General features: G+C 53.9%; 11 protein-coding genes. 5 read left to right on the forward strand and 6 right to left on the reverse strand.

Annotation, left to right across the window (positions count from 1 at the left end; all coding sequences use genetic code 11):
- Positions 1-30: 30 nt before the first annotated feature.
- From FDX01_RS22265 to mgtA, 3 genes are all read right to left on the reverse strand, one after another.
- Positions 31-540, reverse strand: coding sequence for a TRAP transporter small permease (locus FDX01_RS22265; RefSeq protein ID WP_096758507.1), 510 nt, complete (start codon positions 538-540; stop codon positions 31-33).
- A 62-nt stretch (positions 541-602) separates the two neighbouring features.
- The gene (locus tag FDX01_RS22270; protein ID WP_096758508.1) at positions 603-1580 is read right to left on the reverse strand and encodes a TRAP transporter substrate-binding protein; all 978 of its coding nucleotides are present in this window, start codon (positions 1578-1580) and stop codon (positions 603-605) included.
- 378 nt (positions 1581-1958) lie between these two features.
- Complete coding sequence (mgtA, locus tag FDX01_RS22275; RefSeq protein ID WP_137400478.1) at positions 1959-4676, reverse strand: magnesium-translocating P-type ATPase; 2718 nt, start codon at positions 4674-4676, stop codon at positions 1959-1961.
- 387 nt (positions 4677-5063) lie between these two features.
- On the opposite strand from mgtA, the gene treR reads away from it, so the two are divergent.
- The 5 genes from treR (at position 5064) to nrdG (ending at position 12385) form a co-directional block, all read left to right on the forward strand.
- Positions 5064-6011: a trehalose operon repressor TreR gene (gene treR, locus FDX01_RS22280; protein WP_137400479.1), complete on the forward strand. Its 948-nt coding sequence runs from the start codon at positions 5064-5066 to the stop codon at positions 6009-6011.
- Positions 6012-6121: 110 nt separating this feature from the next.
- Positions 6122-7540, forward strand: coding sequence for a PTS trehalose transporter subunit IIBC (treB, locus tag FDX01_RS22285; RefSeq protein WP_137400480.1), 1419 nt, complete (start codon positions 6122-6124; stop codon positions 7538-7540).
- A gap of 49 nt (positions 7541-7589) precedes the next feature.
- A complete protein-coding gene (gene treC / locus FDX01_RS22290; RefSeq protein WP_137400481.1) occupies positions 7590-9242 on the forward strand; it encodes an alpha,alpha-phosphotrehalase in 1653 nt (550 codons plus the stop codon).
- 418 nt (positions 9243-9660) lie between these two features.
- Entirely contained in the window at positions 9661-11799 is a 2139-nt protein-coding gene (nrdD, locus tag FDX01_RS22295) for an anaerobic ribonucleoside-triphosphate reductase (RefSeq protein WP_115259574.1), read from the forward strand.
- Between the two features lie 121 nt (positions 11800-11920).
- Positions 11921-12385 (forward strand): anaerobic ribonucleoside-triphosphate reductase-activating protein, encoded by a 465-nt coding sequence (nrdG, locus tag FDX01_RS22300; RefSeq protein WP_096759476.1) that lies wholly within the window; start codon positions 11921-11923, stop codon positions 12383-12385.
- Between the two features lie 3 nt (positions 12386-12388).
- On the opposite strand, the gene FDX01_RS22305 is transcribed toward nrdG, so the two are convergent.
- The 3 genes from FDX01_RS22305 to FDX01_RS22315 form a co-directional block, all read right to left on the reverse strand.
- The gene (locus tag FDX01_RS22305) at positions 12389-12673 is read right to left on the reverse strand and encodes a type II toxin-antitoxin system RelE/ParE family toxin (protein WP_000220581.1); all 285 of its coding nucleotides are present in this window, start codon (positions 12671-12673) and stop codon (positions 12389-12391) included.
- A complete protein-coding gene (locus tag FDX01_RS22310) occupies positions 12663-12905 on the reverse strand; it encodes a type II toxin-antitoxin system RelB/DinJ family antitoxin (RefSeq protein WP_115259576.1) in 243 nt (80 codons plus the stop codon). Before FDX01_RS22310 ends, FDX01_RS22305 begins: the two co-directional genes overlap by 11 nt.
- Positions 12906-12982: 77 nt before the next feature.
- On the reverse strand, positions 12983-14896 hold the full coding sequence (locus FDX01_RS22315) for a BglG family transcription antiterminator (RefSeq protein ID WP_137400482.1): 1914 nt from the start codon (positions 14894-14896) through the stop codon (positions 12983-12985).
- Positions 14897-14913 lie beyond the last annotated feature (17 nt).

Raw genomic sequence — 14913 nt, forward strand, 5'->3', positions numbered from 1 at the left:
CTGCTTTCCTTTCTGAAATGGGGGCGGTAACTAGCTGGTCGAACCCAGCATGACAACAGGACGTTGGTACTGCGGACCACGGCAGATCTTCTCAACAATAAAAAGCAGCGTGATGGCAGAGCCAATCGGTAACGGCAGGTAGTTTTGCCCGGCACTTAACAGCGGGAATTCCGCAACGGGTTGTTCCCACAGTTCAAGACACAGCGTGGTGCCGTACCAGAGAATAAACAGGCTAATCGCCGTCAGCATAATATCGGCGATAAGAGAGCAGTAACGGCGGGCGGTTTCACCCAAACGATCGGTCACCATGCTTACCGCGATATGCGAACCTGCGCGATAACTCACCGCGGCGCCAATAAAGGTGAATGTCACCATACAGAGAATAGCGACAGGCTCAGGCCATGACAGGGCATTGTTCAGAACATATCGTGCAAATATCCCAATCGGAATGATGGCGACCATCACTAATAATGCCATCCCGGCAATCCACATTGAGACCCGGTAAAAAAAATCCATTACCGATGAATAGCATTCACCCATAATCATCACCTCGAATTAATCAAAAGACTCAGGCAGATGGTGGATACCATCCGCCTGATGAACTACTTCACATCCTGAATACGTTTGATCAAATCTTGGTGATCTTTACCGTAATTATCCCTTACCGACTGCGTGGCTTTATAGAAAACATCAGTATCAATATCATGGAACTGAACACCATTGGCTTTCATAGTTTCCAGTGATTTCGCATTATAGGCTTCCCACAATTTACGCTGTTCTACCTGCGCTTCTTTCGCGAGCTTAATAATGAGATCCTGATCTTCTTTTTTCAATTTATCCCATTTCGTTTTCGAGAACAGGAATAGCTCAGGAATAATAAAATGTTTGCTCCAGGTGTAGTTTTTAACTACCGGTAAATAGTTGTGCGCCACAAACGTTGGCGGGTTATTTTCCGTGCCATCAATTACGCCGGTCTGCATGCCGCTAAACACTTCGCTGACCCCCATCACAATGGAGTTCGCGCCCATCGCTTTTAAGGTATCCAGCGCGATTGGGCTGGCCTGCACGCGGATTTTCATCCCGTGTAAATCTTCTGGCTTGATAACCGGATTTTTAGTGATCAGGTTGCGCGTACCTGCATCCATCCAACCAAGGAATACCAGTCGTGATTTACTGTTTGCGGTCAGACGGTCGCCAATCTCCTGGCCAATCATCCCGTCCAGCACCTTATGCATATGGTCTTCATCGCGGAAAATATACGGCAGGGTAAAGACGTTAATTTCAGGGAGTATGGCGGCAACTGGGGTCATTGAGACGCGAATAATATCGATGGCGCCTAATTGCGCCTGCTCAATCATCTGTTTCTCATCGCCTAATACGCCACCGGGAAAGGTTTTAATCTCCAGACGCCCGTCGGTCGCTGCACTGAGTTTTTCCCCCATGTGCTTCACGGCAACAACGTTCGGGTAATCAGCCGGATGCACATCAGCGGCGCGGAAGGTTTGGGCTAACGTGGTATGGCTGGCCAGCAAGACTGACGCGCCAATACACAGGCTTAACAGGTTTTTTGTCAGTTTCATTTGTCCTTCTCCAGAAGTTCATAATTTCCATTAATAGAAATGGCATGCAGAGCAAATGACTGCCGGAATTAAAAATGGGCAGCGAGAAACTTTTTTAACGACGTTACCTGCGCAGACTAGCTGGTGTAACAATTTATTTCGATGACTGCCTTCACAAAAAAACGTCAATGCTAATAATTTTTAGCACACTGTTTCATTTTTGCAACGGAGATCGTTTTATTGAGAAAAAACAAAAGGCGAGAACGGGATATGTTAATACTTTACCCCGTTAGTATTTCAATAAAATTAAAACACAAATATTGCGAGGGAATATCTTCGAATGAAAAAGAAAAATGCCGAATGGCTGTACCCGCACCATTCGGCAGAGAAACGAAACGGTTATTGCCAGCCGTAACGGCGGCTATAAAAACCTTTCACTAATTGGGTCAACGTCATGTAACCCGCCAGAATCGCAATCAGCCACGGGAAGTAGCTCAGCGGCAATGCCTGCAATTGCAGGTAGCTCGCCAGCGGGGAGAATGGCAGCGCAATCCCCACCACCATCACCACCAGCGTCATCAGCATCAGCGGCCATGCGGCACGGCTCTGGATAAACGGTACGCGGCGGGTACGGATCATATGCACAATCAGCGTTTGTGACAGCAGCCCCACCACAAACCAGCCCGACTGGAATAACGTCTGATGCTCTGGCGTATTGGCATGGAAGACAAACCACATCAGGCAAAAGGTCAGAATGTCGAAGATCGAGCTAATCGGTCCAAAGAACAGCATAAAGCGCCCCAGTTCAGCGGGATTCCAGCGCTGTGGTTTTTTGATCTGCTCTTCATCGACGTTATCAAACGGAATTGCCACCTGGGATACATCGTACAGCAGGTTCTGGATCAGTAAGTGCAACGGCAGCATTGGCAGGAACGGCAGAAATGCGCTCGCCACCAGCACGCTAAAGACGTTACCAAAGTTGGAGCTGGCCGTCATTTTGATATACTTCAGCATGTTCGAGAAGGTTCGACGCCCTTCGATCACCCCTTCTTCCAACACCATCAGACTCTTTTCCAGCAGGATGATATCCGCCGCTTCACGGGCAATATCGACCGCACCATCGACGGAGATACCAATGTCCGCCGCGCGCAGCGCCGGGGCATCGTTGATGCCATCGCCCATAAAGCCGACCACGTGGCCTTCGCGTTTGAGCAGGGTCACTATGCGTTCTTTGTGCATTGGCGTCAGGCGGGCAAACAGCGTGGTGCGCTGGGCAAGCCGGGCCAGCTCGTCGTCACTCAACCCTTCAATGTGGCTACCAATCACCACCTCACCCGCGTCCAGACCGACTTCATGACACACTTTTGCCGCCACCAGTTCGCTGTCGCCGGTGAGGATTTTTACCGTAATGCCGCTGGCCTTCAGCGCCTTCAGCGCCTTCAGCGCCGGGGCGGTGGTCTCTTTCGGTGGATCGAGGAATGCGATGTACCCTTCGAGGATCAGATCGGACTCATCAATACGCTGGTAGTCCCCTTCACGCGCGGGCAGGTATTTGGTTGCCACTGCCACCACGCGTAGCCCCTGACGGTTCAGCGTGTCGGTCACGCGCTTCACCCGACGCAGCATGTTGTCGTCCAGCGGAACAATTTCACCGTTGTGGCGCACCTGGGTACAGACGTTGAGGATCTCCTGCAGCGCGCCTTTGCACACTAACTGGTGAACATCGCCCACTTCTGCCACCACCACCGACATGCGGCGGCGTTCGAAATCAAACGGGATCTCATCGATTTTCTGCCAGCGGGTCGAGAGTTGACGCGCCGATTCTTCATCCACACCGTCCAGCACCGCCGTATCCAGCAGGTTCTTCAGCCCGGTCTGATAATGGCTGTTCAGCCACGCAGAATGCAGAACGTGCTCGCTGGGTTTACCGGAGATATCGGTATGATTCTCCAGCACAATTTTATCCTGGGTCAGCGTACCGGTTTTATCGGTACACAGAATATCCATCGCACCAAAGTTCTGGATGGCGTCGAGGTGCTTAACGATAACTTTTTGTTTTGACAGCTTCACCGCCCCGCGCGCCAGCGTTGAGGTGACGATCATCGGCAGCATTTCTGGCGTTAAGCCTACTGCCACGGACAGGGCAAACAGCGCCGCTTCCCACCAGTCGCCTTTGGTGTAACCGTTGATAATCAGCACAATCGGCGCCATCACCAGCATAAAGCGGATCAGCAGCATGCTGACGCGGCTGATCCCTTTCTGGAATGCATTCTGCTCGCTATCCTGCTCGGTCACGCGACCCGCCAGCTGTCCAAACCAGGTGTTCGCCCCGGTAGAAATGACGATCGCCTGCGCCGTACCACTCACCACGTTGGTGCCCATAAAGCACAGGGTATCGCACTCCAGCGGGTTGCTTTGCTGCGGGTCACGGCTGGTCGCCACCTTCTCAACCGGCAGTGACTCACCGGTCAGCGAGGCCTGCGCGACAAACAGATCGCGCGCCTGAACGATGCATAAATCCGCCGGGATCATATCCCCCGCCGCCAGCTTGATAATGTCACCGGGCACGAGCTGATCGATAGGCAGCTCAACCCAACCGTTTTCGCCGGTCTCGTTAATCACCCGCAGGACCGTGGCGGTGTTGCTGACCATCGCTTTTAGCGCATCCGCCGCTTTGGTGGAGCGCGCCTCCTGCACAAAATTCAGCAGCGTCGAGATAATCACCATCAGGGCAATCACGCCTGCGGCAAACAGATCCTCGGTGGCATAGGAAATCCCGCCCAGAATGGTGAGCAGAATATTAAACGGGTTGCGGTAACAGACCCACAGATGTACCCACCACGGCGACGGTTTCTGCGCCGGCAGCTGGTTTTCGCCATGCTGCTCACGGGCGCTTTCCACTTCCGCGGCGTTCAAGCCTTCAGGGTGGGTATTAAAGGTTTTCCACAGCGTCTCTTCGTTCATCAGCGCCATCTTCAGGCAATGTTCACTCAGAGAAGGCGGAATAGGCGTGCTGGCAACGGTCTGGGCGTTCGGCAGCGGATCACGATGCACCAGACGATGCGGTAAATGGCGGTTCAGCCGGGCAAACAGCTGGCGGGTGATATTTTTAAACATAGGCAGTCCCTCTGCGCCGGTATCAACAGGCGCAGTAAATCCTTCAGGCGTGGCAAAGCCTTGCCTGATGGCAATCATAAAATCACAACAGGGACGTCAGAACGTCACTGTCTTACGTTTCCGGTAAGACAGTGAATGCAGGCTTACCGGAAAGGGGTTTTTCTCCGTTTCGGGAGAGGGGTGGGATCGGGATCCATACAGCCTCCGGTAAGTGAATGATTTGCCCCGCGCATTATAGGGATAAATCTATAAGGTTCGTGGCAATTATGGCGGTATGATAAAGCACAGAAACTAAACCAAACGTATACCAGACTTTGCCCATTGCGCTGAGCATGAGTAAAGTTATTCTCTTTTGGCATAACTTCACACGCGACACGGGAATACAGGATGCAAAATCGGCTGACCATTAAAGACATCGCCCGCTTAAGCGGTGTGGGAAAATCAACCGTTTCCCGCGTCCTCAACAATGAAAGCGGCGTCAGTGAGCGCACCCGCGAACGCGTTGAAGCGGTGATGAATCAGCACGGTTTTTCCCCTTCCCGCTCTGCCCGTGCCATGCGTGGGCAAAGTGACAAAGTGGTGGCGATTATCGTCACGCGACTGGATTCGCTTTCCGAGAATCTGGCCGTGCAGACCATGCTGCCCGCCTTCTATGAGCAGGGCTACGACCCGATTATGATGGAAAGCCAGTTCTCGCCCGACCTAGTGGAAGAACACCTGGGTATGCTCCGACGCCGCAACATTGACGGCGTGGTGCTGTTCGGTTTTACCGGTATTACCGAAGCGATGATCGCCTCCTGGCAGGACTCCCTGGTGCTGCTGGCAAGGGATGCTAACGGTTTTGCCTCGGTCTGTTATGACGATGAAGGCGCAATCCATACCCTGATGCAGCGTTTATACGATCGCCAACACCGCCATATTAGTTTTCTTGGCGTTCCCCACAGCGACGTCACCACCGGTCAACGGCGTCATGCCGCCTACCTGGCCTTCTGTAAAAAACATCAACTGCATCCTGTTGCGGCCCTGCCGGGTCTCGCCATGAAGCAGGGCTACGAACACGCTGCCGATGTCATTACCCCAGAGACCACCGCCTTAGTGTGCGCCACGGATACTCTGGCTCTTGGGGTCAGCAAATATTTGCAGGAGCAGCGCATTGAACATCTGCAGCTGGCGAGCGTGGGCAGCACACCGCTGATGAAATTCCTCCATCCGGAGATCGTCACCGTCGATCCCGGTTACGCCGAAGCCGGTCGACAGGCGGCGTTGCAGTTGATCGAGCAGATCAACGGCCGCAGCGAACCCCGACAGATCGTCATTCCCGCCACCCTTTCCTGATCGCTTTCTGAGCGCTAATTTGTGATCTTCGCTGCGTTTCGGGAACGTTCCCATATTTAAATATCCAGCGAAGATATACTCTGGCGCCAGGTCAACAACAGGGCTTAATCATGAGCAAAGTAAAACAAGCGGATATCGACCAGCTGATTGAGTTGGTGGGCGGGCGCGACAATATCGCCACGGTGAGTCATTGCATCACGCGCCTGCGTTTTGTGCTGAATCAGCCCGCGAATGCCAGACCGAAAGAGATCGAGCAGCTGCCGATGGTCAAAGGCTGCTTCACCAACGCCGGGCAGTTTCAGGTAGTGATTGGCACCGAGGTGGGCGACTACTACAAAGCGCTGCTGGCCACCACCGGACAGGCCAGTGCCGACAAAGAGCAAGCGAAAAAAGCCGCGCGACAGAACATGAAATGGCACGAGCAGTTGATCTCGCACTTCGCGGAGATCTTCTTCCCCCTGATGCCCGCGCTGATCAGCGGCGGCCTGATCTTAGGTTTTCGCAATGTGATCGGCGATCTGCCGATGAGCAACGGTCAGACGCTGGCGCAGATGTACCCGTCGCTGAAAACCCTCTATGACTTCCTGTGGTTGATCGGGGAAGCGATCTTTTTCTATCTGCCGGTCGGCATCTGCTGGTCAGCGGTGAAGAAAATGGGTGGCACGCCGATCCTCGGCATCGTGCTGGGCGTCACGCTGGTTTCACCGCAGCTGATGAACGCGTATTTGCTGGGCCAGCAGGTGCCGGAAGTGTGGAACTTCGGCCTGTTTACGATCGAAAAAGTCGGCTACCAGGCGCAGGTTATTCCTGCTCTGTTGGCAGGTCTGGCGCTGGGATTGATTGAAACGCGCCTGAAACGTCTCGTCCCTGATTACCTGTATCTGGTGATCGTCCCGGTGTGCTCGCTGATCCTCGCGGTGTTCCTCGCCCACGCGTTTATTGGTCCGTTTGGTCGCTGGATTGGTGATGGCGTCGCCTTTGCCGTGCGTCATCTGATGACCGGCAGCTTTGCCCCAATTGGCGCAGCGCTGTTTGGCTTCCTGTACGCCCCGCTGGTGATCACCGGCGTGCATCAAACTACGCTGGCCATTGATATGCAGATGATCCAAAGCATGGGTGGCACGCCGGTGTGGCCGCTGATTGCACTGTCAAATATCGCCCAGGGCTCGGCGGTAATAGGGATTATCATCGCCAGCCGCAAGCAAAACGAACGTGAAATCTCGGTACCTGCCGCTATCTCCGCCTGGCTCGGCGTGACCGAACCGGCAATGTACGGCATCAACCTGAAATACCGCTTCCCGATGCTGTGCGCAATGATCGGTTCCGGCCTCGCCGGTCTGCTGTGCGGCCTGAACGGCGTGATGGCGAACGGGATTGGCGTCGGCGGTATACCTGGCATCCTCTCCATCCAGCCGACTTACTGGCAGGTATTTGGCCTGGCGATGGTCATCGCGATTGTTATCCCGATGGTACTGACCTCGTTCGTTTACCAGCGTAAATACCGTCAGGGCACGTTACAAATTGTCTGACTCTTTTTTGGGGTGCCATTGCACCCCTCCGCATTTGCAGGAAACCACAATGACTATTCCACACTGGTGGCAACACGGCGTTATCTATCAGATTTACCCCAAGAGTTTTCAGGACACCACCGGCAGCGGCACCGGCGATTTGCGCGGCGTTACGCAGCGTCTCGACTATCTGCAAACGCTGGGCGTTGATGCGATATGGTTGACGCCGTTCTACATTTCGCCACAGGTTGATAACGGCTACGACGTTGCAGATTATATCTCCGTTGACCCGGCCTACGGCACGCTAGATGACTTCGACGAACTGGTGGCGCAGGCGAAAGCGCGCGGCATACGCATTATTCTTGATATGGTGTTTAACCATACATCGACGCAGCACGCCTGGTTTCGTGAAGCGCTGGATAAAGACAGTCCGTATCGTCAGTTCTATATCTGGCGTGACGGTACGCCAGAGGCCTGCCCGAACAACTGGCGCTCCAAATTTGGCGGCAACGCCTGGGACTGGCACGCCGCAAGCGAACAGTATTATCTACACCTCTTTGCCCCGGAACAGGCCGACCTGAACTGGGAAAATCCGGCGGTTCGCGCCGAGCTGAAAAAAGTGTGTGAGTTCTGGGCCGATCGCGGCGTAGACGGACTGCGCCTCGACGTGGTGAATCTGATCTCCAAGGATCAGGACTTCCCGAGCGATCCTGACGGTGATGGCCGCCGTTTTTACACCGATGGTCCGCGCGTGCATGAATTCTTACGCGAGATGAACCGCGATGTCTTCACCCCACGCAGCCTGATGACAGTGGGTGAAATGTCCTCCACCACGCTCGAACATTGCCAGCAATACGCCGCACTGGACGGCAGCGAATTGTCGATGACCTTTAACTTCCACCACCTGAAAGTCGATTACCCGAATGGTGAAAAGTGGTCGTTAGCCAAACCGGATTACGTGGCGCTGAAAACCCTGTTCCGCCACTGGCAGCAGGGGATGCACAACGTCGCGTGGAACGCGCTGTTCTGGTGTAATCACGATCAGCCGCGCATCGTTTCACGCTTTGGCGATGAAGGACAATATCGCGTACCGGCCGCCAAAATGCTGGCGATGGTGCTGCACGGGATGCAGGGCACGCCTTATATCTATCAGGGCGAAGAAATTGGCATGACCAACCCACATTTTCGCCAGATTACCGATTATCGCGACGTCGAAAGCCATAACATGTTTGCCGAGCTGAATGCTAGCGGGCGTGATGCCGACGAGCTGTTGGCGATCCTCGCCAGTAAATCCCGCGATAACAGCCGCACGCCGATGCAGTGGGACGGAAGCCAACACGCGGGCTTTACCCAGGGGGAGCCGTGGATCAACCTGTGCGACAACGCGGCGGAGATCAACGTTGCTGCAGCGCTAAGGGATTCCGATTCGGTGTTTTACACCTATCAGAAGCTGATTGCCTTACGCAAAACAGAACCGATTCTCACCTGGGGCGATTATCAGGATCTGTTGCCGGACAGTCCGCATGTCTGGTGCTATCAGCGCGAATGGCAGGGACAACGGCTGCTGGTCGTTGCTAATCTGAGCAACGCCTTCCAGCCCTGGCAACCGGCGCACACTCGCGACAACTGGCAGGTGTTGATGCACAACTATGACGAGGTCGCCCGCCAGCCCGGCGCGATGACGCTACGTCCTTTTGAAGCTATCTGGTGGCTGCAAAAATAGCTTGCAATTGGCATCAAGCCCGGCGCGTATAGCGCTGCCGGGCTTCACGGCATACGCTCAACTTACCCGTCTGTTTTTGCTGAATAATTAATCAGAATTTTCTACGGGCAATTTACAATCGCTGTACTGCCCGTCATCTGTACGCTCTGGTTTTTACTTTGAGCTACATCAATAAAATCGCAAACATCCTTGATGCAAATCACTACATATAGAACTTAAAATGCACGCCGACCCAATATGTTGTATTAATCGACTACAATTGCTACAACGCCATTTCCCTCGGTAGCGGTGGAAATGTGGATAAATGGGGTCTGAATTACGGGAAGTCATTGACCAGAGAGATGAATAAACCAGTGAGTGCTTCCCACCCTCTGTGGATAACCTGTTCTTATAATGTTCTTATAAATATGGAGTGATCATGACACCGCATGTGATGAAGCGTGATGGCTGTAAAGTGCCGTTTAAATCAGAGCGCATCAAAGAAGCCATTCTGCGTGCAGCTAAAGCAGCGGGAGTCGATGACGCAGATTACTGTGCCACCGTCGCAGAAGTCGTTAGCAGCCAGATGAATGAGCGCAGCCAGGTCGATATCAACGAGATCCAGACAGCGGTGGAAAACCAGCTGATGTCTGGCCCGTACAAACAACTCGCCCGTGCGTACATCGAATATCGCCACGACCGTGATATCCAGCGTGAAAAACGTGGCCGCCTGAACCAGGAAATTCGGGGTCTGGTTGAGCAAACCAACTCCGCGCTGCTGAACGAAAACGCCAACAAAGACAGTAAAGTGATCCCAACCCAGCGCGACCTGCTGGCCGGTATCGTCGCCAAGCACTATGCGCGCCAGCACCTGCTGCCGCGTGATGTGGTACAGGCACACGAGCGCGGTGATATTCACTACCACGATCTCGATTACTCGCCGTTCTTCCCGATGTTTAACTGTATGCTTATCGACCTGAAAGGCATGCTAACGCAGGGCTTTAAGATGGGTAACGCGGAGATTGAGCCGCCAAAATCCATCTCCACGGCGACCGCAGTCACCGCGCAGATTATCGCCCAGGTTGCCAGCCACATATACGGCGGCACCACCATTAACCGTATCGATGAAGTTCTCGCGCCGTTCGTCACCGAGAGCTTTAACAAGCACCGTAAAACCGCAGAAGAGTGGCAGATCCCGGATGCCGACGGCTATGCGCATTCCCGTACCGAGAAAGAGTGCTACGACGCATTCCAGTCCCTCGAGTATGAAGTGAACACGCTGCATACCGCCAACGGCCAGACTCCATTCGTCACCTTTGGCTTTGGCCTGGGGACCAGCTGGGAATCACGATTGATTCAGCAGTCTATTCTGCGCAACCGCATTGCCGGTTTGGGTAAAAACCGTAAAACCGCCGTGTTCCCGAAACTGGTGTTTGCGATTCGTGACGGTCTAAACCACAAGTTTGGCGATCCAAACTACGACATCAAACAGCTGGCGCTGGAATGCGCAAGCAAGCGTATGTATCCGGACATCCTGAACTACGATCAGGTCGTAAAAGTGACCGGTTCGTTCAAAACCCCGATGGGGTGTCGCAGTTTCCTCGGCGTATGGGAAAACGAGAACGGCGAACAGGTTCACGACGGGCGTAACAACCTTGGCGTGATTAGCCTCAACCTGCCGCGTATTGCACTGGAAGCACACGGTGATGAAGCCACCTTCTGGAAACTGCTGGACGATCGCCTGGTGCTGGCGCGCAAAGCGCTGATGACCCGTATCGCGCGTCTGGAAGGCGTAAAAGCGCGCGTGGCGCCAATCCTGTATATGGAAGGTGCCTGCGGCGTGCGTCTGAAAGCCGACGATGATGTGTCTGAAATCTTTAAAAACGGCCGGGCGTCGATCTCTCTGGGCTACATCGGTATTCACGAGACCATCAACGCGCTGTTTGGCGAAAAGCATATGTACGACAGCGAGCAGCTTCGCGCCAAAGGCATCGCCATTGTTGAACGCCTGCGTCAGGCCGTCGATAAATGGAAAGACGAAACCGGCTATGGCTTCAGCCTGTACAGCACGCCAAGTGAAAACCTGTGCGACCGCTTCTGCCGTCTGGATACCGCCGAGTTTGGCGTAGTGCCGGGCGTGACCGACAAAGGCTACTACACCAACAGCTTCCACCTCGACGTGGAGAAAAAGGTTAACCCGTACGACAAAATCGATTTCGAAGCACCGTATCCGCCGCTGGCGAACGGCGGCTTCATTTGCTACGGCGAGTACCCGAACATTCAGCACAACCTGAAAGCGCTGGAAGACGTCTGGGATTACAGCTATCAGCACGTGCCGTATTACGGAACCAACACGCCGATCGATGAGTGCTACGAGTGCGGCTTTACCGGTGAATTCGAATGCACCAGCAAAGGCTTCACCTGCCCGAAATGCGGTAACCACGACGCTGCTCGCGTGTCAGTCACCCGTCGCGTCTGCGGCTATTTAGGCAGCCCGGACGCACGTCCGTTTAACGCCGGTAAGCAGGAAGAAGTGAAGCGCCGCGTGAAGCACTTAGGTAACGGGCAGCTCGGTTAATTTCCGTTTGCAAAGACCGTAGGCCTGATAAGGCGCAATCGCGTCGCCATCAGGTATCACAATGTTGCCGGATGGCGGTGCAAGCACCTTATCCGGCCTACATTCTTTCTGGACATCCTCTATGCGATATCATCAATACTACCCCGTCGACATCGTCAACGGCCCCGGTACGCGCTGCACCCTGTTTGTGTCTGGATGCGTGCATGAATGCCCAGGCTGCTATAACAAAAGCACCTGGCGTCTGAACTCCGGCGAGCCGTTTACCAAAGAGATGGAAGATAAGATCATTGCCGATCTCAACGATACGCGGATCCCTCGCCAGGGGATCTCGCTGTCCGGCGGCGATCCGCTACATCCGCAAAACGTGCCGGATATCCTGAAACTGGTGCAACGCATTCACGCTGAGTGTCCGGGGAAAGACATCTGGGTATGGACCGGCTACAAGCTTGATGAACTCAACGCCGCGCAAATGCAGGTGGTGGATCTCATCAACGTGCTGGTCGATGGCAAATTTGTGCAGGATCTGAAAGACCCGGCGCTGATCTGGCGCGGCAGCAGCAACCAGGTGGTACATCACTTGCGATGATCGCTAAAGCCGTTTGTTTGCATCGTGATAGACGGCTGAATGTTCTCGCTTGCCTACCGCGACAACAAACACAATCACAACTTCATCCCGAACCTGGTACACCAGACGATAGCCGGACGATTTAAGCTTAATTTTATAGCAGTCAGGAAGACCGTTTAAACGGGCAGAGTCAATTCTGGGGTTCAATAGCACATCAGCCAACTTTTTCTTAAGCTGAGCCTTCACTGTATCGCCCAGCTTATGCCACTCTTTTAAGGCTCTCGGGTCGAATTCCAGTTCATAAGTCATCCAGACTAACCTTGATTCCCTTTTGCGGACTAGACAGCCTCTCCCGAACTGTCTGAATCAGTGCATCTTCACTATCGCTAAGAGTGACGGTTTTCACTGGCATGCGCCCCGTTTCTGCGACGTACTGGAACAGTAATCGCACGGCTTCCGTTGGAGTAATGTTCAGTTTATCCAGCACGGCATAAGCCTCATTTTTGAGTTTGTCATCCAGACGGACGTTCAGCGTGGCCATTATGCCTCCGGTAGAATCGAATGTGTAATGCAGTTTAGCATTACATTCGCATTACATCGAATTATGGATAACACCTCTCAAAAACGACTGACGCACTCCATGGCAACCGTTTTGAACTCGGTAAAATTCTGACACGCACAGAGCCGCGTCATAGCGCGTTCACGCAGGAAGGTGACGAAAATATCGTAGATGGCCATCGCTTCTTCATACTCGCTTTTACTGATGGCCAGCAAGAAGATCACGTGGGCGGTTTCGTCTCCCCAGGCGATGCCCTGCGGGGCGAGCACCGTATAGACCACCGTTTTTTTAGCCAGCAAACCGAGGGAGTGCGGCAGGGCAATACTGTCACCCAGCAGGGTGCTGACGATGGCCTCGCGCTCAACGACGGAGTCGAGAAACTCCGCATCGACAAAGCCTTCATCGTGCAGCTGGCCGCATAACGTGTTGAACAGCGTCTGTTGATCCATCGGTTCGTCAATAATGCGAAAATGGGCGGCGTCGAAGAACTTGTTCAGCATCCACGGGCGGGTGCGATCCACCAGCACCAGCTTACCAATTTGCTCCAGCTGATAATCAGTGGGGAACGGGGCGATCATCACCACGGGCTTATCTTTTTCATTTATTCGTGCGGTAGAAATCACGAAGTCTTCGCTGATGACGTCCCGTTGTTCGTAGTCGCGCAGCGTCACGGTGTCGACAATCTCAATCTGCGGATATTTACGCGCCAGCACCGCTTCAATCATTCGCGCCATGGCGTTTCCTGCGTCACAAACCAACAGCACACGAGGCTGTCGCTGGTAACCGATGTTGTAACTACGTTCCAGCCCAACGCCAATGTGCAGCACGAGGAAGCCAATCTCATTTTCGCTAATGGTATACGGGGTGTATTTCCCCCACCCCGACACGGCGGCCAGCGTCATATCCCATGCCATCGGATAGTGCTGTTTAATATTTTCCAGCAGCGGATTGGGGATCATGATCTGGTAGCGTACCCGGGTGATCATGGTCTTAATATGAGTCAGTAGATCGGCATGCAGTTGCCGATCGTTCATCAGGTTGTAATTGTACTGCGTGTTGATAAAACGCAGGATGTAATTGACCAGCGCTTCGTCATCATCGGCGTTAATCGCGCTGGGGGCGATATCCTGTACCTGACGGGCGGCGATATGTACCTTCAGCCAGTTCTCCTCAAACACGGAGAGTGGTTTGTCTGCCAGTTGGTGCAGGACCGAAGCAATTTCCCGCGTCGCCAGGCACACCTCATGTTCCACCTCTTCTGCGGTAAATTCCGGCAGCGGATAGCCCTCGCTAATCCGGCGTACCGCCACCGCACAATATAAGCGCAGAAAGAGCTCTCCTTCGTCGGTCAGGCGAATATGAAAGCGGGTGAAAATATCCTGTAAAACCGGCTGCAGCTGTTGCGGGACGCCCGCATTGAGCGCCTCTTCCATCACCAGTGGATGGGCCGGGTCCTGCTGCGCCAGCGTCCACAGAAGATCGGTCAGACAGGCGCGGATCGCCATCTCACTGCCAAACAGCTTCATCCCATGTCGGGGGCGCGTTTCCAGCGTCAGTCGATAGCGTTGCAGGTGCTCACGCACGTCTGCCATGTCGTTTTGCAGCGTCGCCCGGCTGATGAACCATTCATCAGCTAAATCTTCCAGTTTCAGCGAAAAAGCCGATGTCAGAAAACGAACCACCAGCCAGTGTACCCGCTCCTGGCTGGTACGCGGAATGCGCAGCAACCGCTCGGGCTGCTGCGTTTGTAATGTCTGGTAGCGTGCCGGATCGTCAATTTTCAACTGATAACCATTGCCCCGGCTAAGGACAAACTGCGCGCCATACGGGGTGAGAAGCGCGTTCAGCGCGGTAATATCCGCCCTGACCGTGCGTGTGGAAACCGACAACCGCTGCGCCAGCTCATCCTGCGGCAGCGCCTCGCTTTGCAGCATGCCAAACAGCTGCGCTAAACGTTGGTTGGGGAATCGCACGTCAGTTTCCTCACTAA

The organism is Citrobacter sp. wls613 (genome assembly GCF_005281195.1).
GTDB classification, from domain to species: domain Bacteria; phylum Pseudomonadota; class Gammaproteobacteria; order Enterobacterales; family Enterobacteriaceae; genus Citrobacter; species Citrobacter gillenii.

Coding starts and splice junctions, on each gene's coding strand:
- mgtA (WP_137400478.1), bottom strand. CDS start 4,676: ATGTTTAAAAATATCACCCGCCAGCTGTTTGCCCGGCTGAACCGCCAT.
- nrdD (WP_115259574.1), top strand. CDS start 9,661: ATGACACCGCATGTGATGAAGCGTGATGGCTGTAAAGTGCCGTTTAAA.
- treB (WP_137400480.1), top strand. CDS start 6,122: ATGAGCAAAGTAAAACAAGCGGATATCGACCAGCTGATTGAGTTGGTG.
- treR (WP_137400479.1), top strand. CDS start 5,064: ATGCAAAATCGGCTGACCATTAAAGACATCGCCCGCTTAAGCGGTGTG.
- FDX01_RS22310 (WP_115259576.1), bottom strand. CDS start 12,905: ATGGCCACGCTGAACGTCCGTCTGGATGACAAACTCAAAAATGAGGCT.
- nrdG (WP_096759476.1), top strand. CDS start 11,921: ATGCGATATCATCAATACTACCCCGTCGACATCGTCAACGGCCCCGGT.
- FDX01_RS22270 (WP_096758508.1), bottom strand. CDS start 1,580: ATGAAACTGACAAAAAACCTGTTAAGCCTGTGTATTGGCGCGTCAGTC.
- treC (WP_137400481.1), top strand. CDS start 7,590: ATGACTATTCCACACTGGTGGCAACACGGCGTTATCTATCAGATTTAC.
- FDX01_RS22305 (WP_000220581.1), bottom strand. CDS start 12,673: ATGACTTATGAACTGGAATTCGACCCGAGAGCCTTAAAAGAGTGGCAT.
- FDX01_RS22265 (WP_096758507.1), bottom strand. CDS start 540: ATGGGTGAATGCTATTCATCGGTAATGGATTTTTTTTACCGGGTCTCA.